This is a genomic window from Amycolatopsis alba DSM 44262, from assembly GCF_000384215.1.
In the GTDB taxonomy this organism is placed as follows: domain Bacteria; phylum Actinomycetota; class Actinomycetes; order Mycobacteriales; family Pseudonocardiaceae; genus Amycolatopsis; species Amycolatopsis alba.
The window spans coordinates 8,425,516-8,444,149 of sequence record NZ_KB913032.1 but is presented as its reverse complement, the minus strand read 5'-3'; the positions used below and the strand labels follow the sequence as shown (position 1 = coordinate 8,444,149).

At 70.9% G+C, this 18,634-nt stretch carries 17 protein-coding genes and 1 riboswitch; of the genes, 5 read left to right on the top strand and 12 right to left on the bottom strand.

Going from position 1 to position 18,634, the window contains the following annotated elements; translation table 11 throughout:
* Window positions 1-154: 154 nt before the first annotated feature.
* The gene (locus tag AMYAL_RS0139265) at window positions 155-1,519 is read left to right on the top strand and encodes an aspartate aminotransferase family protein (protein WP_020636781.1); all 1,365 of its coding nucleotides are present in this window, start codon (window positions 155-157) and stop codon (window positions 1,517-1,519) included.
* A gap of 70 nt (window positions 1,520-1,589) precedes the next feature.
* Entirely contained in the window at window positions 1,590-2,576 is a 987-nt protein-coding gene (locus tag AMYAL_RS0139260) for a phosphotransacetylase (RefSeq protein ID WP_020636780.1), read from the top strand.
* A 2-nt stretch (window positions 2,577-2,578) separates the two neighbouring features.
* Here the strand turns inward: AMYAL_RS0139260 and AMYAL_RS0139255 are convergent, their stop codons facing one another.
* Complete coding sequence (locus AMYAL_RS0139255; RefSeq protein ID WP_020636779.1) at window positions 2,579-3,574, bottom strand: YeiH family protein; 996 nt, start codon at window positions 3,572-3,574, stop codon at window positions 2,579-2,581.
* 72 nt (window positions 3,575-3,646) lie between these two features.
* Between AMYAL_RS0139255 and AMYAL_RS0139250 the strand changes: the two genes are divergently transcribed.
* Window positions 3,647-4,555, top strand: coding sequence for a LysR family transcriptional regulator (locus AMYAL_RS0139250; RefSeq protein WP_020636778.1), 909 nt, complete (start codon window positions 3,647-3,649; stop codon window positions 4,553-4,555).
* 139 nt (window positions 4,556-4,694) lie between these two features.
* The gene (locus tag AMYAL_RS0139245) at window positions 4,695-6,065 is read left to right on the top strand and encodes an amino acid permease (RefSeq protein ID WP_020636777.1); all 1,371 of its coding nucleotides are present in this window, start codon (window positions 4,695-4,697) and stop codon (window positions 6,063-6,065) included.
* On the opposite strand, the gene AMYAL_RS47340 is transcribed toward AMYAL_RS0139245, so the two are convergent.
* Genes AMYAL_RS47340 through AMYAL_RS0139225 form a run of 4 tightly spaced genes read right to left on the bottom strand, consistent with a single transcriptional unit; the run spans window position 6,045 to window position 10,672 of the window.
* Window positions 6,045-7,445, bottom strand: coding sequence for an ABC transporter ATP-binding protein (locus AMYAL_RS47340; protein WP_020636776.1), 1,401 nt, complete (start codon window positions 7,443-7,445; stop codon window positions 6,045-6,047). The two genes, AMYAL_RS0139245 and AMYAL_RS47340, sit on opposite strands and share 21 nt — an antisense overlap.
* Complete coding sequence (locus tag AMYAL_RS0139235; protein WP_020636775.1) at window positions 7,442-8,227, bottom strand: ABC transporter permease; 786 nt, start codon at window positions 8,225-8,227, stop codon at window positions 7,442-7,444. The genes AMYAL_RS47340 and AMYAL_RS0139235 overlap by 4 nt, the downstream gene beginning before the upstream one ends.
* Complete coding sequence (locus tag AMYAL_RS0139230; protein WP_020636774.1) at window positions 8,221-9,162, bottom strand: ABC transporter permease; 942 nt, start codon at window positions 9,160-9,162, stop codon at window positions 8,221-8,223. The genes AMYAL_RS0139235 and AMYAL_RS0139230 overlap by 7 nt, the downstream gene beginning before the upstream one ends.
* Window position 9,163: 1 nt before the next feature.
* The gene (locus tag AMYAL_RS0139225) at window positions 9,164-10,672 is read right to left on the bottom strand and encodes an ABC transporter substrate-binding protein (protein WP_020636773.1); all 1,509 of its coding nucleotides are present in this window, start codon (window positions 10,670-10,672) and stop codon (window positions 9,164-9,166) included.
* A gap of 60 nt (window positions 10,673-10,732) precedes the next feature.
* A riboswitch (cobalamin riboswitch) is annotated at window positions 10,733-10,839 on the bottom strand.
* A 90-nt stretch (window positions 10,840-10,929) separates the two neighbouring features.
* On the opposite strand from AMYAL_RS0139225, the gene AMYAL_RS47335 reads away from it, so the two are divergent.
* Window positions 10,930-11,694 (top strand): class I SAM-dependent methyltransferase, encoded by a 765-nt coding sequence (locus tag AMYAL_RS47335; RefSeq protein WP_245193309.1) that lies wholly within the window; start codon window positions 10,930-10,932, stop codon window positions 11,692-11,694.
* A 56-nt stretch (window positions 11,695-11,750) separates the two neighbouring features.
* On the opposite strand, the gene AMYAL_RS0139210 is transcribed toward AMYAL_RS47335, so the two are convergent.
* The 7 genes from AMYAL_RS0139210 to AMYAL_RS0139180 are packed head-to-tail and all read right to left on the bottom strand — an operon-like array spanning window position 11,751 to window position 18,621.
* Window positions 11,751-12,350, bottom strand: coding sequence for a dihydrofolate reductase family protein (locus tag AMYAL_RS0139210; protein ID WP_020636770.1), 600 nt, complete (start codon window positions 12,348-12,350; stop codon window positions 11,751-11,753).
* A gap of 36 nt (window positions 12,351-12,386) precedes the next feature.
* On the bottom strand, window positions 12,387-13,211 hold the full coding sequence (locus AMYAL_RS0139205; protein ID WP_020636769.1) for an MBL fold metallo-hydrolase: 825 nt from the start codon (window positions 13,209-13,211) through the stop codon (window positions 12,387-12,389).
* A gap of 31 nt (window positions 13,212-13,242) precedes the next feature.
* Window positions 13,243-14,892, bottom strand: coding sequence for an amidohydrolase (locus AMYAL_RS0139200; protein WP_020636768.1), 1,650 nt, complete (start codon window positions 14,890-14,892; stop codon window positions 13,243-13,245).
* A complete protein-coding gene (locus tag AMYAL_RS0139195; protein WP_020636767.1) occupies window positions 14,889-15,914 on the bottom strand; it encodes an ABC transporter ATP-binding protein in 1,026 nt (341 codons plus the stop codon). The genes AMYAL_RS0139200 and AMYAL_RS0139195 overlap by 4 nt, the downstream gene beginning before the upstream one ends.
* The gene (locus AMYAL_RS0139190) at window positions 15,907-16,728 is read right to left on the bottom strand and encodes an ABC transporter permease (RefSeq protein WP_020636766.1); all 822 of its coding nucleotides are present in this window, start codon (window positions 16,726-16,728) and stop codon (window positions 15,907-15,909) included. The genes AMYAL_RS0139195 and AMYAL_RS0139190 overlap by 8 nt, the downstream gene beginning before the upstream one ends.
* Window positions 16,718-17,578, bottom strand: a complete 861-nt coding sequence (locus AMYAL_RS0139185; protein ID WP_039796075.1) for an ABC transporter permease — start codon at window positions 17,576-17,578, stop codon at window positions 16,718-16,720. Before AMYAL_RS0139185 ends, AMYAL_RS0139190 begins: the two co-directional genes overlap by 11 nt.
* Complete coding sequence (locus AMYAL_RS0139180) at window positions 17,575-18,621, bottom strand: extracellular solute-binding protein (RefSeq protein ID WP_020636764.1); 1,047 nt, start codon at window positions 18,619-18,621, stop codon at window positions 17,575-17,577. The genes AMYAL_RS0139185 and AMYAL_RS0139180 overlap by 4 nt, the downstream gene beginning before the upstream one ends.
* Window positions 18,622-18,634: the final 13 nt, after the last annotated feature.

Here is an 18,634-nt window from a genome sequence, read left to right as displayed (position 1 = left end):
AACGGCGATCTCGGTGTGCGGCGTCTGATCACGCGAGTTCCGCCTTCAAACACGGCCGATCTGGACCCATCGATCGCCGCCGCTCTGGTGCTGGGCCGGGGCCGGGCGGGTTGCGAAAGTCAAAGCACAGACTCGTGTCTCGAAGGAGGTCTCCGTGGACGTCACCCAGCTGCGAGCGCAGGCTCGACGGCATCTCGGCCCGCACTTCACCCGCAAGGACACCTGGGCCTCGGATTTCCCGGTGTTCGTGCGCGGCGAGGGAAGCTACCTGATCGACACCGAGGGCCGCCGTCATCTCGACGGTCTCGCCGGGCTCTTCTGCGTCAACATGGGCCACGGGCGCGCCGACATCGCCAAGGCCGCCGCCGACCAGGTCGGCACCCTGGCCTACGCGAGCAACTGGGGTTCGGCGCACACCCCCGCGATCGAAGCGGCCACGCTGCTGGCCGGGCTCGCGCCGGGCGACCTCGGGACGACGTTCTTCGTCAACTCCGGTTCGGAGGCCGTCGAAACCGCGCTGAAGTTCGCCCGCCAGTACCACCGCAGCCAAGGACAGCCCGAGCGGACGAAGATCATCAGCCGCGACATGGCCTACCACGGCACGACCATCGGCGCACTCTCGGTGACCGGGCTGGCGAAGATCAAGGAGCCCTTCGGCCCGCTCATGCCCGGCGTCCGGCACGTGCCGAACACGTTGGGACTGCTGGGAGACTGCGGTCCGGCGGCCGAATTGGACTGTGTCACCGCGATCGAGCGGGTCATTCTCGAAGAAGGACCGGAGACCATCGCGGCGCTGTTCGCCGAGCCGGTGCAGAACGGTCGCGGCGCGCTCGTCCCGCCGAAGGGGTACTGGCCCGCTTTGCGCGCGCTGTGCGACAAGTACGGCATCCTGCTCGTCTCGGACGAGGTCATCTGCTCGTTCGGCAGGCTGGGGCACTGGTTCGGCTACGGCGTCACCGGGGTGGTGCCGGATCTGGTCACCTTCGCCAAGGGGTCGACGTCGGGGTACGCGCCGCTCGGCGGGGTGATCGTGCGCGAAAAACTGGTCACCGAGCTGTACGACTCCCCGAAGGGCGGCGTCTTCACCCACGGCGCCACCTGGGGCGGGCATCCGGTCGCCACCGCGGTCGCCGTCGCGAACCTCACCGCGATGCGGGACGAGAAGGTGCTGGACAACGTGCTCGCCGAGGGCCCGGAACTGTTCGCCGCGCTGAACTCGCTCAAGTCCGCGCACCGCTGCGTCAAGGACGTCCGCGGCACCGGGTTCTTCTACGCCATCGAGCTGATGGCCGACCGCGACAGCGGCCGGGAGCTGACCGAAACGGAATCGCTGAAGGTGCTTCGCGAGGTGCTCCCGGAAGCGTTCCGCCGCACGGGTGTCATCCTCCGCGGCGACGACCGCGGCGCGACGATGCTGATGATCTCCCCGCCGCTGGTCGCCGATCGCGAGGTGCTCACCGAACTGCTCCACGGCGTCGACGAGATGCTCAACGACGTCGAAAAGGCCGTCCAGCCCTGAATCTGCCCTTTTCACCCGGTGGGGGTCGCCGTCTTCCGGCGACCCCCGCTTCGTCTGTGGAGGTACTTCGATGAGCCTGACCACCGAGGCCACGCCGGACACGGCGCTCGACAGATGGCGGCAGGCGTTGCGCGGCCGGAATCTCCGTGTCGCCCTGCCCGATGGCGAGGACGACCGCGCCGTCCGGGCCGCGCTGGCGCTGCGGGCCGAGGGGATCGTGCGGCCGTTGCTGTTCGGTGACGGGACCCGCCTTCGCGCCGCCGGGGCCCCGGACGACGTGATCGTGGACGTCGGGGACGCGCTCGCCGACAGCGGGACCGCCGCCGCCCTGACCGCGGGATTCGCACGACGCCCGGAAAAGCTCCCCGACGCCCGGCGCGATCCGGTGTTCGTCGCGGCCGCCGCTCTGCGGGCGGGCCGGGTGGACGCCTGTGTCGCCGGGGCGACGCGGCCGACCGCGGACGTCCTGCGCGCGGGGTTGCGGATCGTCGGCCTGGCGCCGGGAGTGTCCACTTTGAGCAGTTGCTTCCTCCTGCTGCTCCCGGACGGGCGGCGGCTGACCTTTTCCGACTGCGCGGTGGTTCCCGAGCCGGACGCCGCGCAGCTGGCGGACATCGCCCTCGCCGCCGCGGCGACCCATCGTGGCCTGACCGGGGAGGACCCCGCGGTCGCGATGCTGTCGTTCAGCACGCAGGGGAGTGCCGACCATCAGCGCGTCGAGGTCGTCCGTGCGGCGACTTCACTGGTGCGTCAAAGGAAACCCGGCCTTCCGGTGGACGGCGAGCTGCAGTTCGACGCCGCGCTGGTGGCGTCCATCGCGGCGGCGAAGGCACCCGGTTCCGTGGTCGCGGGCCGCGCGAACGTCCTCGTGTTCCCGAATCTCGACGCCGGGAACATCGGCTACAAGATCGCCGAACGGCTCGGGGGCGCCGTCGCGCTCGGCCCGATCCTCCAGGGGCTCACGGCCCCGCTGAACGATCTCTCCCGCGGCTGCTCGGCTTCCGACATCGAGACGCTCGCGCTCCTGACCGCCGCTCAAGCACTGGACGTTCCGTGAAGCTAGCCGAGCAGGGCCAGCGCGGTGTAGGCGAGGGTGCCGACCAGCAGCGTGGAGAGCAGGCCGAGCAGCAGCGCCCGGCCACCGGTGCGGACCAGGGTGCCGATCCGGACCGCGCAGCCCAGCCCGAACAGCGCTCCCGCCAGCAGGAGCGTGCAGACCACCTTGGCGACGTCGAGGGCCACGCCCGGCAGGATCCCGGTGCTCCGCACCGCCACCATCGCCAGGAAACCGAGGACGAACAACGGGACCAGCGGGGCGCGCTTCCCGCCCGCGGACGGGTGGCGACGGCGTTCGTGCACGCTGACCGCGGCGACCATCGGCGCCAGCAGGACGACACGGCTCAGCTTCACGACCACGGCGACCGCGACGGCGGCGGTCCCGGCCGGGGTGGCGGCCGCGACCACCTGGGCGACCTCGTGCACGCCCAGCCCGGCCCAGCCGCCGATCCGCAGCGCGTCCATCCCCAGCCAGCCGCCGAGGAGCGGGACCGCCGCGATCGCCAGGCCGCCGTAGAAGGTGACCAGTGCGACGGCGGTCGCGACGTCGGAGTCCTCACGTTCGACGACCCCTTCCATCGCCGCGATCGCGGACGCGCCACAGATGGAAAATCCGGTCGCGACCAGCATCGCGAGCCCGCGTGGGACACCGATCAGCCTGCCGAGGCCGAGTGTGCCGAGGAAGGTGAGGCCGACCGTCAGCACGACCGCGAGCAGTGTGCCGGGGCCGAGGGAGAGCACCGACGGGAGCGCGAGCTGCAGGCCGAGCAAGACGACACCGGCGCGCAGCAGCTTCTTCGTCACCTTCGCGATCGCCTGCCTGGTGCCGTCCGAGAGCACCGGCAGCGATCCGGCGAGCACCCCGAGCACGACGGCGAGGGTGAGCGCGCTGAGCACGGGAACGGCCGTGCTCAGCAGATACGCGACGGCCACCCCGAGGGCGGTGACGGCCAGACCGGTCAGATGCGGTTTCGCTCGCCGTACGGCGGTGGTGGTCATGGTGCCGAGCGTCGTCCGGGGACGATCACGCCGGTAGCCGGAAGCGCGACGGGTAGGTCATGCACTTTGGCTATGGCCGCGCCGGAGCTGGATTCCTTGCGCCTGCTCGTGCTCGTCGGCGAACTGGGCAGTATCGGGCAGGCCGCCGCCGTCCTCGGGACGACGCAGCCGTCGGCGAGCAAACGACTGTCCACTCTGGAACGAAGGCTCGGCCTGGTCCTGACCGACCGGACGCGCCGTGGTTCCGCGCTCACCCTGGACGGCCACGTGATCGTGGGCTGGGCGCGCCGGGTGCTCGACGGGCTCGGCGGACTGCTCGACGGCGCCGAGGTCTTGCGTACCCGGCACGAAGCCGCGCTCCGGGCCGGGGCGAGCATGACACTGGCGGAGCACCTGGTCCCGCGGTGGATCGGCGAGCTCAACCGCACGAACCCCGGCCTCCGCCTGGGACTCGAGGTCACGAACTCGGATCGGGTCGCCGGACTGGCCCGCGAAGGCGGGATCGACCTCGGTTTCGTCGAGTCATCCCGTGCGCCGGCCGGTCTCGCGTCGCGGAAGGTCGCCGTCGACCATCTCGTGGTGGTCGTCTCCGGCACGCATCCCTGGGCACGCCGGAGCCGTCCGCTGACCCCGGCGGAACTGGCGAGCACGCCGCTCGTGGTACGGGAACGCGGTTCCGGGACCAGGGAGACCGTCGACACCGTGTTGCGCCGAGCCGGGGTGGGACCGGTGAAACCGTTGCTGGAACTGGGTTCCGCGTCGGCCGTCCGCAACGCCGTGGTCGCGGGCGCTGGCCCCGCGGTGATCAGCGCGCTGGACGTCGCGGGCCGCGAGCTGGTGCCCGTCGCGGTGGAAGGCGTCGACTTCGGGAGGGTGCTGCGCGCGGTGTGGCCCGAGGGACGGCGCCTCACCGGCCCGGCGGCGGAACTGCTGGCGCTGGCCGTCCGAAACCGCCAACTGGACCCCTGTCCCACATCGTAACTGGCTCTCGCCCAGGGCCCGCGTTGTTCCTACGGTGACCGGAACCACAATGGAGTGCGTGCGAGAAGGAGGAGACGTGACTTCAGCGTCCGACCCGGCACAGACCAGCGGCCTGAAACCAGGGCTCAAGCAGCGACATATGAACTTGATCGCCCTCGGCGGGGTGATCGGCGCCGGGCTGTTCGTCGGCAGCGGCGTGGTCATCCAGTCGGCGGGCCCGGCCGCGGTGGTCTCGTTCCTCATCGCGGGCCTGATCACCGTGCTCATCATGCGCATGCTCGCGGAGATGACGATCGCCAAACCCGCGCTCGGGTCGTTCTACGTCTACGCCAGGGAAGCGCTCGGCAACCGCGCGGGCTTCGCCGTCGGCTGGATGTACTGGTACTTCTTCGTCATCGTCGTGGCCGTCGAAGCCGTCGCGGGCGGCCGGATCCTGCAGCTGTGGGTACCGGACGTGCCACTGTGGGTGCTCAGTCTCGGCCTGCTCCTGCTCCTCACCGGTACCAACATGGTCTCGGCCCGGTCCTACGGTGAGTTCGAGTACTGGTTCTCCTCGATCAAGGTCGTCGCGATCGTCGTCTTCCTCGCCGTCGGCGCCTTGTACCTGTTCGGTTTCTGGCCCGGCGCCCACGGCGGCCTGACGAATCTGGTCTCCCACGGCGGATTCGCGCCACTCGGGATCGGCGCGGTACTCGCGGCGGTGGTCCCGTGCATCGGTTTCTACACCGGCGCGGAGATCGTCACCATCGCCGCCGCCGAGTCCGCGGAGCCGAAGAAGGCGGTCGCGAAGGCCATGCGGTCGATCATCCTGCGGGTGGTGCTGTTCTACGTCGGTTCGGTGTTCCTCGTCGTCGCGATCAAGTCCTGGGACGATCCGGCGACCGCCGTCAGTCCGTACGCGGCGGTGCTGGAAGTGCTCGGGATCCCGGCCGTCGCGACGATCATGAACGCGATCGTGCTGACCGCGGTGCTCTCCTGCCTGAACTCGGCCCTGTACACCTCGTCGCGGATGCTGTTCGCGCTCACCGGCAACGGCGATGCGCCGAGGACGTTCACGCGGCTTTCCCGCAGCGGGGTGCCGAGGCGCGCCATCCTGGCCGGGACGGCCGTCGGGTACGTGTCCGTCATCGCCGCCTACACCTCGCCGGATCTGATCTTCCAGTTCCTGGTCAACTCCTACGGCGCCGTCGCGCTGTTCGTGTATCTCTCGATCGCGCTCGCGCAGGTGCGGCTGCGCCGCAGGTTGGAACGGGAGGACCCGGACAAGCTCACGCTCAAGATGTGGCTGTTCCCCTGGCTGAGCTACGCGACCATCGCGCTGATGGCCGGGGTGATCCTCGCGATGGCCCTGCTGCCGTCGACCCGCTCGCAGTTCTGGCTCAGCGCCGTGACCCTCGCGCTGATCCTCGTCGGCTTCGAGATCCGCAGGCGGCGCGGCAGGCCGGTGGGCGAGGTTCCGGTCGAACCCGCTCCCGTGCCGGACGAGGCTTCAGCCGCCGTCCGTGAGTGACCCCAGGCGCCCGCCGGTGATGGTGAGGGCACGGTCCGCGAAGGTGTCTTCGTGGCCGATCATCAGCAGCGCGATGCCGTGCCGTTCCACCGCCGCGGTGAGCACGTCCAGGACACGGGTGCGGCTGGCGGCGTCGAGGGCCGAGGTCACCTCGTCGCAGATGAGGACCCGAGGGTGAGCCAGGAGCGCGCGGGCCACGGCACAGCGCTGGAGCTGGCCGCCGGAGAGCTTGCCGGGGCGACGGTCGGCCGGCTCGACGCCGAGGGAGTCCAGGACTTCCGATGCTTCGAGCCGGGCGGCCGCGCGGTCGAGGCCCCGCAGGAGGCGTGCGGTGTCGGCAACCTGGTCGAGCACGCCGCGGAACTCGTCGAACGAGTCGCGGCTGTCCTGGTGGACGTACTGGATCGCGCGCAGCTGGGCCCGGTCGCGGCGGCGGGCGAGGCGGGGGAGGCGCACGCCGCCGACTTCGATCGTGCCCGCGCTCGGCGGGGTCAACCCGGCCAGCGCGCGGGCGAGCGTCGTTTTGCCCCCGCCCGAGACGCCGCTGAGCGTGGTGCGACTGCCCGCCGCCAGCTCCAGGTCCACGTCCTCGACGAGCGTCGCCCGCCCGGCACGGACCGTGAGCCCGCGAACGACAAGCACCGGAGAGGACGGCGAAGGCGGCGAAGGCTCGTCGAAGCGCTCGTGCTCGGGAAGGGCCGGGGACGGCACCAACCGGTGATCGCGGAGTTCGGCGACGTCGCCTGCCACGGCGCGGGCCAGTTCGAGGTCGTGGGTCAGGATCAGCAACGCCGTCCCGGCACCGGAAAGCGCCACCAGCCGGGCGGCCAGCACGGCTCGGTTCGCCGGGTCGAGACCGCTGGTCGGTTCGTCGAGGACGAGCACGCGGGGCCGGGTCACGAGCGTGGTCGCGAGGGCCATGCGCTGCTGCTGACCGCCGGACAGCTGATGCGGGAACCGTCGCCACAGATCCGGATCGAGGCCCGCTTCCACCAAGGCGGTCCGGGCCGCCGCCAGCCGTGCGGCACGGCCGCGATGACGGATCGCGGCCAGCTCGGCCAGCACGGGCCCGCACCGTCGGACCGGGTCCAGCACTGCCGACGGCTGCTGCGGCACGTGCCCGACGACCCCGGCCCGGACCCGGCGCAGCTCGGAAGCGGTGCGGCCGAGCAACGGGGACCCCGCCAGCCGGATCGAGCCGGACAGCTCGATCCCCGGCCGGGCGCGGCCGGTCGCCGCCAGGCCCAGGGTGGTCTTTCCCGCGCCGGACGCGCCGAGCACGACGAGTACCCGGCCCGGTTCGAGGGCCAGCGAGACGTCGTCGAGCAGAACGGTGTCCCCGGCGCGGGCGGACAGGCCGGTGATCTCCAAGACCGTCACGAGAACACCCGCCGGGCACCGAGCAGGCGGTCGGTGACGAGGTTCGTGCCCACGCACAACGCCATCAGCAGCGCGGCGGGCACGAGGACCACCGCGGGCGCGGTGTAGAGGGCTTCGCTGTTGCGTTCGATGACCACGGCCCAATCCGGGGAGTCGGACGGCAGGCCGAGACCGAGGAAATTCGCCGACGCCAGCAGGTAGAGCACGACGCCGAGCCGGGTGCCCGCGTCGGTCGCGACCGGGCCGGTGATCCGCCGGGCGACGTACCCCAGCTGGACGCGCCACCAGGATTGTCCTTGCAGGGTCAAGGCTTCCACCGCGGTGCGGCAGCCAGGCGCCAGCGCGGCGGCCCGTACGACGCGGGTGACCGCCGGCAGCTGGAGGGCGGCGACGGCCGGGACGAGCACGGCGGGTCCGCGGTGTCCGGTCGCGGCGAGCACCATGAGCACCAGCAGCGACGGGAACGCCAGCACGAGATCGAGAAAGCGCATCACCGCTTCGTCGGCCAGCCGCCCGCGACCGGCCGCGACGAGGCCGAGCGGGACTCCGATCAGGTACGCGAGCCCGAGCGCGGCGACCGTCATGCCGATCACGGGAAGCCCGCCCGCGAGGATCACCGCGAGCGCGTCGCGGCCGAGGACGTCGGTGCCGAGTGGATGGGCGGCGTCCGGTGGCTGCCACGGCGCGCCGACGGATCCGGCGGGTGCCGCGATGACCGGCCCGGCCACCGCGACCAGCAGCGGCACCGCGAGCAGGACCCACCCGAGCGGCCTGCTCACCACGTGACCAGCTCCCGGCGCGGGGTCAGCCGGTGCGAGACCAGGTCGGCGACGAGGTTCCCGGCCACGACGACGCCCGCGAACACCAGCACGTATCCCTGGACCTGCGGGATGTCCCTGTTCTGCACGGCCTCGACGAAACCGGTGCCCAGGCCGGTGATCGCGAACAGGGATTCGACGATCACCGCGCCGGTCAGCAGCCCTTCGACGGCGCGGGCGAGCTGCTGCACGGCGGGTGCCGCGGCGGCGGGCAGGAGATGCCGGAGCACGACGGTGCGTTCGGGCAGGCCGAGCAGGCGCAGATGCCCGGCGACCTGTCCCGCGGTCTGCTCGGCGATGCCGACTCGGACCTGCCGGGCGACGTCGCACAGCTGACGGCTGACGAGCACGATCACCGGCAGTACCAGCACGTCGGGACGCGTGGCCGGGTCCGTCCCGGCGGCGGTGGCCGGGAACAGTCCCAGGTGGACCGCGAATCCCGCGACCAGCAGGAGGCCCAGGACGAACTCGGGTATCGCGTGCAGGAACACCGTGACGGCCGTGAGTGCCCGGTCGGTCCGCGATCCCTCGCGCAGGCCGCATACCACCCCGGCACCCAGCGCGAGCGGCACGAGCACGAGCAGCGTGACACCCGCGAGCAGCGCGGTGGCGGCGAAGCGGCGGGTGATCTCGTCGGTCACCGGCGCGCCGGTCACGAGCGAGTGGCCGAGGTCGCCGGTGACCAGCCCCGAAACCCAGTGCCCGAACCGGTCGAGGAGCGGCTGATCGAGACCCAGCCTGCCGCGCACCGTCGCCACCTGCTCGGCGGTGGCCTGCTCGCCGAGCACGACCGAGGCGGCGTCACCGGGAAGCAGCGCGGTGACGGCGAACGTGGCGACCAGCACGACCATCGCCTCCAGTACCGCGAATCCCAGCCGGCGCAGGGCGTAACCGGACACGTCAGGACAGGCGGGCGCGGTCGAACCTCGCCCAGTCGAAGGTGTTCGGCGGCGCGGTGACCACCCCGGACACCCGCTTCGACGTCGCGATCGTCCAGGTGCTGAAGCCCCAGGCGAGCAGGCCGCCGGAGTCGTGCACGATCCGCTGCGCGTCGGCGAACAGCGCCAGCCGGGCCTGTTCGTCCGCGGTCGCGGCGGCGCGGTCCATGAGCGCGTCGAACTCCGGCGAGGCGAACCCGTTGACGTTGTTCGAGCCGCCCGTGCGGAAGCGCTGGTTGAGGAACGTCGGCACCGGCAGGGTGGCCGTGCGGGTCAGCGCGGCGACCCCCTTGGTCTTGGTTTCCCCGAAGTAGGTGCTCGACGCGCGGGTGTTCGGCGTGACGTTCAGGCCGATCTCCTTGAGCTGCTGGGAAATCAGCGTCGCCGCGGTGGGGAAACCCGGATCGACGTCGCTGGTCTCGACGGCGAAGGCCAGCCCTTCGGCGCCTGCCTGCCGCACGAGCGAACGAGCCAGCTCGACATCGCGCGGGCGCTGGGCGATCCCGGTGGCGTACCCGCGGAGGCCCTTGCCGAACAGGTCGTTGCCGATCTCGCCGCGTCCGGCCAGCGCGACGCGGTTCAACGCCTCCCTGTCCACTCCGGACAGCACGGCGCGCACCAGCCTCGGGTCGGTGAACGGTGGCTGGGTCAGGCGCAGGATCAAGCCTTGCATCGTCGTCCCCCTGGCTTCGAGCAGCGAGACCCGCCCGTCACCGGCCAGCCGTGCCGCGGTACCGGCCGCGAGATCGTGGGCGTAGTCGACCTGCCCGGACAGCAAGGCGTTGACGCGCGCGGTTTCGTCGTTGACCGGGACGAATTCCAGCTCGTCGATGCCCGGCGCGCCGTCCCAATGGGACTCGTTCTTGCGGAACACCGCCGGGCCGCCGGGGGTGAACGAAACGAAGCGGAACGGGCCGGAGCCGACCGGCGCCGTGAAGTCCGTCGTCCCGGCGGGCACGATCTCCGCGCCGGGCGCGCCCCAGCCCGCCGGGAACTCGAAGTCGGGCGCGGCCAGGACCAGCTCGACTTCGCCGGGCGACAGCGCTTTGCTGCGGCCGAAGTCCACCTTCGCGAAGTACTGCCGGGACGAGGAGGCCAGTGCGGGATCGGCGATACGCCGGAAAGTGTGGAGGACGTCGTCCGCGGTGACCGGGCGGCCGTCGTGGAAGGCCGCCTTCCGCAGCCGGATCCGCCAGCGCGTTCCCGACGGGTCGCTTTCCCAGGACTCGGCCAGCCGCGGGCGCAACGACGTGTCGGCGTTGTAGGCGACCAGCGTGTCGAAGAGCGCCTTGGCCCGTGCCTGGTCGACGAAAAGCGAAACCTGGGAGGGGTCCAGAGTCTCCTTCGACCCGCCCGCGGAGAACGCGACGCGCAACCGGCCCGTGTCGGCAGGCCCCGCTCCGCAGGCGGCCAGCGGCGTCAGAGCGGCCAAGGCGAGCAGCCGCCGACGGGTGAGCGGATGACGCGACATGTGCACCTCCGGGACGTCGAGCACTGTCCCTGGCGCGCGATCGCGCGTGAACGGGACCCCGCTCCGCGCTCCACGACAGTTGGGGTTGGCAGCGCCCGGCGGGCAGTCCGGCTCACGGCGTACGGCCGTTCACGGTTGCGGGTCAGCGCCGGATTCACACCGGCTTCCCCCGACGGGCGCCTTCTTACGTTGTGGCGCACACGGTAACCCATGGCCGGGGTGTGCTAGACAGGATCAAGATCACGAAGGGGAGCACGGTGGACGAGAAGCCGGCGGCGGACTGGGTACGACGGTGGGACGTCCAGCAGGAACGCTATGTCGCCGACCGCGAAGAACGCTTCACCGTGTTGATCGACGTCGTCGAGCACGTCTGCCGCGACGTCGCCGAGCCGCTGGTGCTGGACCTCGGCTGCGGCCCCGGTTCGCTGGCCACCCGGCTCGCCCGGCGGCTGCCGCACGCGCGGGTCGTCGGCGTCGACAACGATCCGTTCCTGCTCGCCCTCGCCCGCGCCACCCGGCCGGAGCACGCGGACATCGAGTACGTCCAGGCCGACCTCGCCGAGGACGGCAGGCTGACGGGGCAGGTGATCGACGCCGCGGTCTCGACGACCGCGTTGCACTGGCTGCGTCCCGACCGGCTCGCCGTCGTCTACCGCGAACTCGCCGTCGCGCTGCGGCCGGGCGGAGCACTCGTCAACGGCGACCACCTCTACGACGAACAACCGGCGATCCGCGACCTCGCCAAGGCGGTCAAGGACCGTCGTGCCGCCAGGGCCGGGGTCGAGGCCAACGAAGACTGGAAGAGCTGGTGGGCCGGGTCGCGGCCGATCCCGCGCTGCGGGAGGAGTTCACCGCGGCCGAGCTGGGCGGCAGCTCGACCGGCTACGGCAACCGGCTCAGCCCGCAGGAGCACACCAGGCTGCTGCGGGACGCGGGCTTCGCGGAGGTGGCGCCGGTGTGGCAGTCCGGCGACGACTACGTCCTGGCGGCGGTGCGCTAGCCGCCTTGGGTGTGGTCCGTGAAGGCCTCCTTGAGAGACTCTGAGTCCCTCAAGGAGGCCTTCACGGACTCTGGACCGCTATCGGGCGGTGGCCGGGCGGTAGCGCACGTTGAGGATGGTCGCTTCGCCGTGGTCGTTGAGCAGGACGAGTTCGACGGGTGCGCCACCGGCATTGTCGAACAGCCGGATCCCGTCGCCGAGCAGTACCGGCGCGATGTGGAGGTCGATCTCGTCGATCAGTCCACGTTCGAGGAGCTGGCGGCCGATGTCGGCGGAGAGGATCTCGAGGTTCTTGCCGCCGGCGGCGTCAAGCCCGATCCGGACGGCCTCCGCGACATCGCAGTTCAGGAAGGTCGTGCCGTCGGTGGGCGGGGCGTCTTCGGGATGGTGCGTGAGAATGAAGACCGGGCCCTGCCAGCCGCCGTAGGTGCCGCTGGGTTCGGGGAAGGCGTCGAAGCCGTCCCGTCCGCCCAGCACGGCGCCGGTCGTCTCGACGTATTCCTCGATGAGACCGGGCCGTCCGACGCCGGTCATCCAGTCCATCGCGTGGTTCGGTCCCGCGACGAAGCCGTCCAGTGACATCGTGAAGTGCCAGAGCACTTTGCCGTCGGCGGTTCGCGGTTTCGTGTCCGCTATCGCCGAGGTGCGCGAGACGACGCGGGATTCCCCGTCGGACATGCTTGGTCCTCTCCGTGATCGCGGTGTGAGAACAGGCTAGTCGCGCACGTTTCTCCGGGCGAGGCTCCTGGCTTGCCCTTCGTGGATGTCGCTCACCCACTCCCAGCCGGGCTCGGCCGACGGGCCGATGCGCGGGTCGTCGGGTGTCCGGCCGTCGCGCAGGGCATGCACGTACGCCCGGTCCTGGTCGATCCGTGCGCGTATCCGGTCACCTCTGCCGACGGATCCGTGACCGGGGACGAGGACATCGACCTCGTCCGCCACACCTTCGAGCATCCGCAGCCCGGCGAGGTACTCCTCGATCGGGTCATTGGTGTCGCCGAAGGTGTCGAGCATCGGGATGAAGACATCGGAGAGCATGTCGCCGCCGACGAGCACCCCGCGTTCTTCGATCACCAGCGCCGCGTGGCCAGGGGAATGCGCCGGATGCTCGATGATCCGGACGCGAGGGCCGTCCCAAGGAAGATGCGTGGTTCCGGCGGGAAGTCCCGTGATGAGGCCGAACAGGTCCAGCGGTGTCTCCTCGGCGATCTCCGGCGGCAACCCCTCGGCGGCGCGGACCATCCAGTCCGGGTCCGACCGCAGATCCCGCATGCGTGCCGCGCAGCGGGCTGTCCCGTAACGGGGTGCATCGCCGAGTTCGGCGTGCCAGAGCACGTGATCCCAATCGGGATGCGTCGAGAAGCCCGCCACGACGGGCTGGTCCGACTCGGACAGGTCGCCGGCGAGGCAGGCCATCTCTCCGGCCGTTATCCCAGGGTCGACGAGTAACACGCCGGCCTCGCCCTGCACGACAACGGTGTTGTTCCGCAGTAATTCGCTCTGGTGGATCAGCACACCCTCCGCGACCTGATTCAGCATGGGGACATCATCCAGGAACTGTGGCCGGTCGTCAGCCGTCGACTTCGATCTGCGAGGAAGTGATGATCTGTCCACCGAGGACGGTCAGGACCGAGCGGGCGGAGAGCAGTTCCCGCCCGCTCGCGGTGACCGGATCCCGGTCGAGGACGGCCAGGTCGGCGAGCCGGCCGGGCGCCAGCGTCCCTTTGCGGTCCTCGGCGTGTTCCAGCCACGCCGGTCCGGTCGTCCACAGGCGCAGCGCCTCTTCGCGGCTGAGCCATTTGTCTTGCGACAAAAGGGAAAACGGGTTGGGTCCCGGCTCGCCGGTGAAGGTGGCGACCCCGCGCCGCCAGTCCGGTTCGGTCACCGGGGCGTCCGAGCTGTCCGCGACCGCCACCCCGTGGTCGAGCAGCGTCCGCGCGGGGAACGCCTCGCTCCAGCGATCCTCGCCGACGATCCGGACCATCGACGGACCGCTGAACGTCCGCATGAGCGAGCTGGTGATCACGCCGGTTCCGGTCCTGGCCAGGCGTTCGTGCACTGCCGGCGACAGGAAGGTGCCGTGGATGAGCACGTGCCGCGCGTCCGGCCACGGGTCGGCGGCCGCGGCGGCCTCGATGGCGTCGACCACGGCGTCGGCCGCGCGATCGCCGGTCACGTGGACCTGAACGCGCACCCGGCGCCGATGGGCGGCGGCGATCAGCTCGTGCAGTTCCCGCACCCGGTCCGGATCGCCGGATCCGGCCGTGACGAGACCGCCGTGCCCGCCATCGGGATACGGCTGGTGCATCCAGGCCGTGCAATGCGTCGGGACGCCGTCGGCGAACAGCTTGATCCCGCCGATGCGCAGCAGATCGTCCCCGGTACCCAGGTCCGTGCTGTCCAGCGCCCGGATCAGGTCTGCCACCGGAGTCGTGGGAGACGGCCAGTTCCAATGCAGCAGCGCGGTGACCCGCAGCGTCATCCGGCCTGCCGCGTGCAGCTCCCGGTAGTCCTGCCACAACCCCGGCGGCACGATCGGATCGGTGACGCTGGTGACGCCCAGCCGGTTCAGCCGGGCCATCGTCCGCGCGGTCGCGTCCAGCCGTTCCTCCCGGCTCGGCTGCGGCACCAGCCCGGCCACGAGTTCCTGCGCGCTTTCCACGAGTATCCCGGTCGGCTCACCGGCGGCGTCCCGGACGATCTCTCCGGCCGTCGGATCCGGTATCGCCGCGGTGATCCCGGCGCGCTCCAGCGCGGCGCTGTTGACCCAGACCGAATGGGACGAGGCGTGGTGCAGCACCGTGGGCCGGTTCCCGGTCACGCCGTCGAGCCACGCCCGCGACGGTGTGGCGCGGCCGTCGGCGAACTCGGCGACGGTGGTCTCACGCCAGCCGCGGCCGACGATCCACTCGTCCGGCGGCGCGGCGTCCAGCGCCCGCCGGACCTCGTCGAGGCTCGCCGCGGCCGCCAGGTTCACGCAGAACTCCGGTCCGGCCGAGGCGTACCAGGCCAGATGCAGATGCGCGTCGTTGATCCCCGGCAGGACGGTCCGTCCCCGCAGGTCGATCGACGGCGTGCCGGGGGCGGCCGCGGCGGAGACCGTGTCGTCGTCCCCGACCGCGACCACGCGCCCGCCGGACAGCAGGATCGCCGTGGCATTCCCGAGTCCGGCGTCGAAGGTGCGCACGAGACCACCGCGCAAAAGCAGGTCGGAAGTCATACCGCTGTCCTTTCCGCGGCGGGAACGGCCGCCTGATGATCCGGATGCCACGCCACGGTCACGGCGTCACCGGGACGATGGTCGTGCGCCGCGCCCGCGGCCAGTACCGCGCAGCCGCGCGCGCCGTCGGCGTACCGCAGCCAGATCCGGCTGTGGTCGCCCACGTAGACGATGTCGGTGACCTGGGCGCCGACCCGCTGATGCCCGGACGGCACCGGATCGGCACGCGGGTACAGCGTCAATCGTTCCGGCCGCACGATCGTGACCTCGCCGGGCGTGAGGGACAGGGCGTTGGACTCGCCGACGAACTGCGCGACGAACAACGTTTCCGGGCGCTCGTAAAGGTCTTCGGGCGTGCCGACCTGCTCGATCCGGCCCTCGTTGAACACCGCGATCCGGTCGGACAGGGTGAGCGCCTCCTGCTGGTCGTGGGTGACGAACAGGAACGTCATGCCCAGCTCGCGGTGCATCCGGGCGATTTCGCGCTGCAACTGGTCGCGCAGCTTCTTGTCGAGAGCGCCCAGCGGCTCGTCCATCAGCAGCGCCCGAGGCTGGTAGACCACGGCGCGGGCCAGCGCGACCCGCTGCTGCTGACCGCCGGAAAGCTGACGGGGCAACCGGTCCCGCATCGCCGACAAGCCGACCAGTTCCAGCACCTCGGAGACCCGGCGGTCGATCTCCGCCTTCGGCCGTTTGCGCTGGATGAGCCCGAACGCGACGTTGCGGGCGACCGACATGTGCGGGAACAGGGCGTACTGCTGGAACACCACGCCGAGATCGCGCCGGTGTGGTTTGAGCCGGGAGATCTCCTGGCCGTCCAGGGTGATCGAACCCGCGGTGAGCGGGGTGAACCCGGCGATCATCGACAGCATCGTCGTCTTGCCCGAACCGGACGGGCCAAGGAAGGTCATGAACTCGCCGTCGGCGATGTGCAGCGAGACGTCGTCCACGGCGGGACGGCCGACGCCGGCGTACGCCTTGGTCACGTTGGCGGTGGTGATACCGCGGTGGTCGTCAGTCATGGTGGCTCCGTCGGCGCAGGAACGTGGGCACGAACAGCAGGATCGTGGTGAACACGACGATCAGGCTCGACGCCGCGGCGATGGTGGGGTCGATCTCCAGGACGATCGACTCGTACATCTTCACCGGCAAGGTCTTGATGGCGGGCGTCTGCAGGAAGAGGGCGACCACGACCTCGTCGAAGGAGGTCGCGAAGGCGAACACGAAACCCGACAGGACGCCGGGAGCGATGATCGGCAGCACGACCTTGCGCAGCGTCGTCAGCTTCGGCGCGCCGAGACTCGCCGCAGCCTTCTCCACCACCGGGTCGTAACCGGCGAGGCTGGTCTGCACGGAGGTCAGCACGAACGGCACGCCCAGCACGGCGTGCGCCAGCACGAAACCGAGCATCGTCCCGTTGAGCTGCCACCGCAGGAAGACCCCGTAGACGGCGACCGCGATGACGATCCCCGGCAGGATCATCGGCGCCATCAGCAGCTGCCGCACGACACCGCGGCCGCGGAACCGCGCGCGGTCGAGACCGAACGCGGCCGCCACCCCGACGACCGTCGCGAGCACCGCCGCCAGCAGGCCGACCTGGACCGAGTTGGCCAGGGCGGCGAGCCACTGCTTGCTGCCGAAGAACTCGCCGTACCAGCGCCACGACCAGTCGTCCGGCGGGAACTGGAAGGTCGAGCCCGCGCCGAAGCTCATCGGGATCACGACGAGGGTGGGGGCGACGAGCACGAACCCGACGACGGCGACCCACGCGCGCAGACCCCAGCCGAGGGTCCGCTGCCGGAGCGCGGCCCTGGTGATGGACGGGTTACCGGCCACGGTCGGCACCTCCCGTCGCGCCTGCGCCGAGCGGCGCGGCCACCCGGCTGAGCACGGCCAGCACCACGAGCGTGACGACCAGCAGGATCGCGCCGAGCGCACCGGCCCCGGCGAAGTTCAGCAGATCGTTGACCTGGGTGCCGATCACCTGCGCGGCCAGCGCCTGCTGCGGCGTGCCGAGCAGCGCCGGGGTGATGTAGAAGCCGAGCGACATGATGAACACCACCGACACCCCGGCCAGCACCCCTGGCATCGACAGCGGCATGTACACCCGCAGGAAGGCGACCGGGCGGGAGGCGCCGAGACTGCCGGCGGCGTGGAGCAGGCTCCGGTCGATCCCGGACATCGAACTGTGCAGCGGCAGCACCATGAACGGCAGCATCACCTGCACCATCGCGACGGTCACCCCGGCCACCGAACCCAGGAGTACCACCCCGTCGACACCGATCGCGGCGAGCGCCTTTTCGAGCACGCCGCCGCGCTGTTCGAGGACGTACCAGGCGAAGTTGCGGGCCATCACGCTGGTCCAGAACGGCATCAGGACCAGCAGCGTCAGCACCGTCCTGGCCCGGCGCCCGACCAAGGTCATCGCGTAGGCGTACGGATAGGCGACGATCAGCGTGGCGACGGTGATGATCAGCGCGGTCCGCAAGGTCCGGAGCACCACCCGGATCTGTACCTCGTCCCCGAGGACGGCCAGGTAGTTGCCGACGCCGAAACCAGGTTCGGTGAAGCTGCGCCAGAGGATCGCGGCGAGCGGGTAGAAGAAGAACACGAGCACCACCGCCGCGGCGGGGAACAGCAGCCAGGATGCGGAACCGGGCCGCCGCGTTCTCTGCAAGGTGGTCATCCGGTCCTCCAATCCGACCACGCCTTGACGAGCGCCGTCCGGTTCGCCGCCCACCAGCGCACGTCACTGAGCACGCGCAGGTTTTCCTTGCCGTCACCCCAGATGTCGAGCTCCCGCCCGATCGGGGTGTTCGGCGCGGGTGCGGCGGTGTTCGCCGGTCCGACGCCCGCGGCGGCGGCGAAGGCAGCGGCCTGACGCGGTTCCGAGGCGAACCGGATCAGCCGTTTGGCTTCCTCCGCACGTGGCGTTCCCTTGGGCACGACGAGCACGTCCCAGGTCACCGGCACGGGAATGCCGGGCACCACTTTCCAGTTCGTCGCGCCCGCTTTCAGCAGCGAGAACGCGCGGGCGCTGACGATGAGCGCCATGTCCGCCTGCCCGCCCGCCATCCGCTGCTGCTGGTCGCCGTAGGTGGTGGTGATGGTGAGTTCCGGCCGGATCCGGTCGTACAGTGACAGCGCGCGGGGGACGTCGAGCGGGTACAGCTTGTCCCGTGGGACGCCGTCGGCCAGCAGGGCGGCCTCGATCGTGCCCACACTCGGGTCGCCGCCGTAGATGATGCGCCGTCCGGGAAACGCCTTCGGATCGAAGAAGTCGGCCATTGTGGACGGTGGACGGGCCCCGTAGGCCTTGGTGTCGTACATCAGCATCATGCCGAAGAAGGCGTCCGGCACACCGCAGTCGGTCAGCGATCCTTTCGGGAAGCCGGCCGCCAGCGGTCCCATGTCGACGGGTTCCAGGAGGCTGCCGCAGACCGCGGCGGCCGCAGAGGCGTCGGTGTCCACGACGTCCCAGGTGACCTTCCCCGCCTCGACCATCGCCTTCAGCTTGGCGTTGCTCGACGGGCCGTCGATCGTGACCGCGGTCCCGGTCTGCTTCTCGTACGGGTCCAGCCATGCCGAGCGCTGACCCGCCTGGTACGCGCCCTGGCCGTAGGAGACGAACACGAGCGAATTCGGGCCGCCCTCGGAAATGGCGCATCCGGTGACGAAGAGGGGAACGGTCAGCGCGGCGGACAACAGCGTCGGTATCCGGCGTCTCATGGGCGTTCTCCGC

Coding starts and splice junctions, on each gene's coding strand:
- AMYAL_RS0139260 (WP_020636780.1), top strand. CDS start 1,590: ATGAGCCTGACCACCGAGGCCACGCCGGACACGGCGCTCGACAGATGG.
- AMYAL_RS0139255 (WP_020636779.1), bottom strand. CDS start 3,574: ATGACCACCACCGCCGTACGGCGAGCGAAACCGCATCTGACCGGTCTG.
- AMYAL_RS0139250 (WP_020636778.1), top strand. CDS start 3,647: ATGGCCGCGCCGGAGCTGGATTCCTTGCGCCTGCTCGTGCTCGTCGGC.
- AMYAL_RS0139245 (WP_020636777.1), top strand. CDS start 4,695: ATGAACTTGATCGCCCTCGGCGGGGTGATCGGCGCCGGGCTGTTCGTC.
- AMYAL_RS0139225 (WP_020636773.1), bottom strand. CDS start 10,672: ATGTCGCGTCATCCGCTCACCCGTCGGCGGCTGCTCGCCTTGGCCGCT.
- AMYAL_RS0139210 (WP_020636770.1), bottom strand. CDS start 12,350: ATGTCCGACGGGGAATCCCGCGTCGTCTCGCGCACCTCGGCGATAGCG.
- AMYAL_RS0139205 (WP_020636769.1), bottom strand. CDS start 13,211: ATGCTGAATCAGGTCGCGGAGGGTGTGCTGATCCACCAGAGCGAATTA.
- AMYAL_RS0139200 (WP_020636768.1), bottom strand. CDS start 14,892: ATGACTTCCGACCTGCTTTTGCGCGGTGGTCTCGTGCGCACCTTCGAC.
- AMYAL_RS0139195 (WP_020636767.1), bottom strand. CDS start 15,914: ATGACTGACGACCACCGCGGTATCACCACCGCCAACGTGACCAAGGCG.
- AMYAL_RS0139185 (WP_039796075.1), bottom strand. CDS start 17,578: ATGACCACCTTGCAGAGAACGCGGCGGCCCGGTTCCGCATCCTGGCTG.
- AMYAL_RS0139180 (WP_020636764.1), bottom strand. CDS start 18,621: ATGAGACGCCGGATACCGACGCTGTTGTCCGCCGCGCTGACCGTTCCC.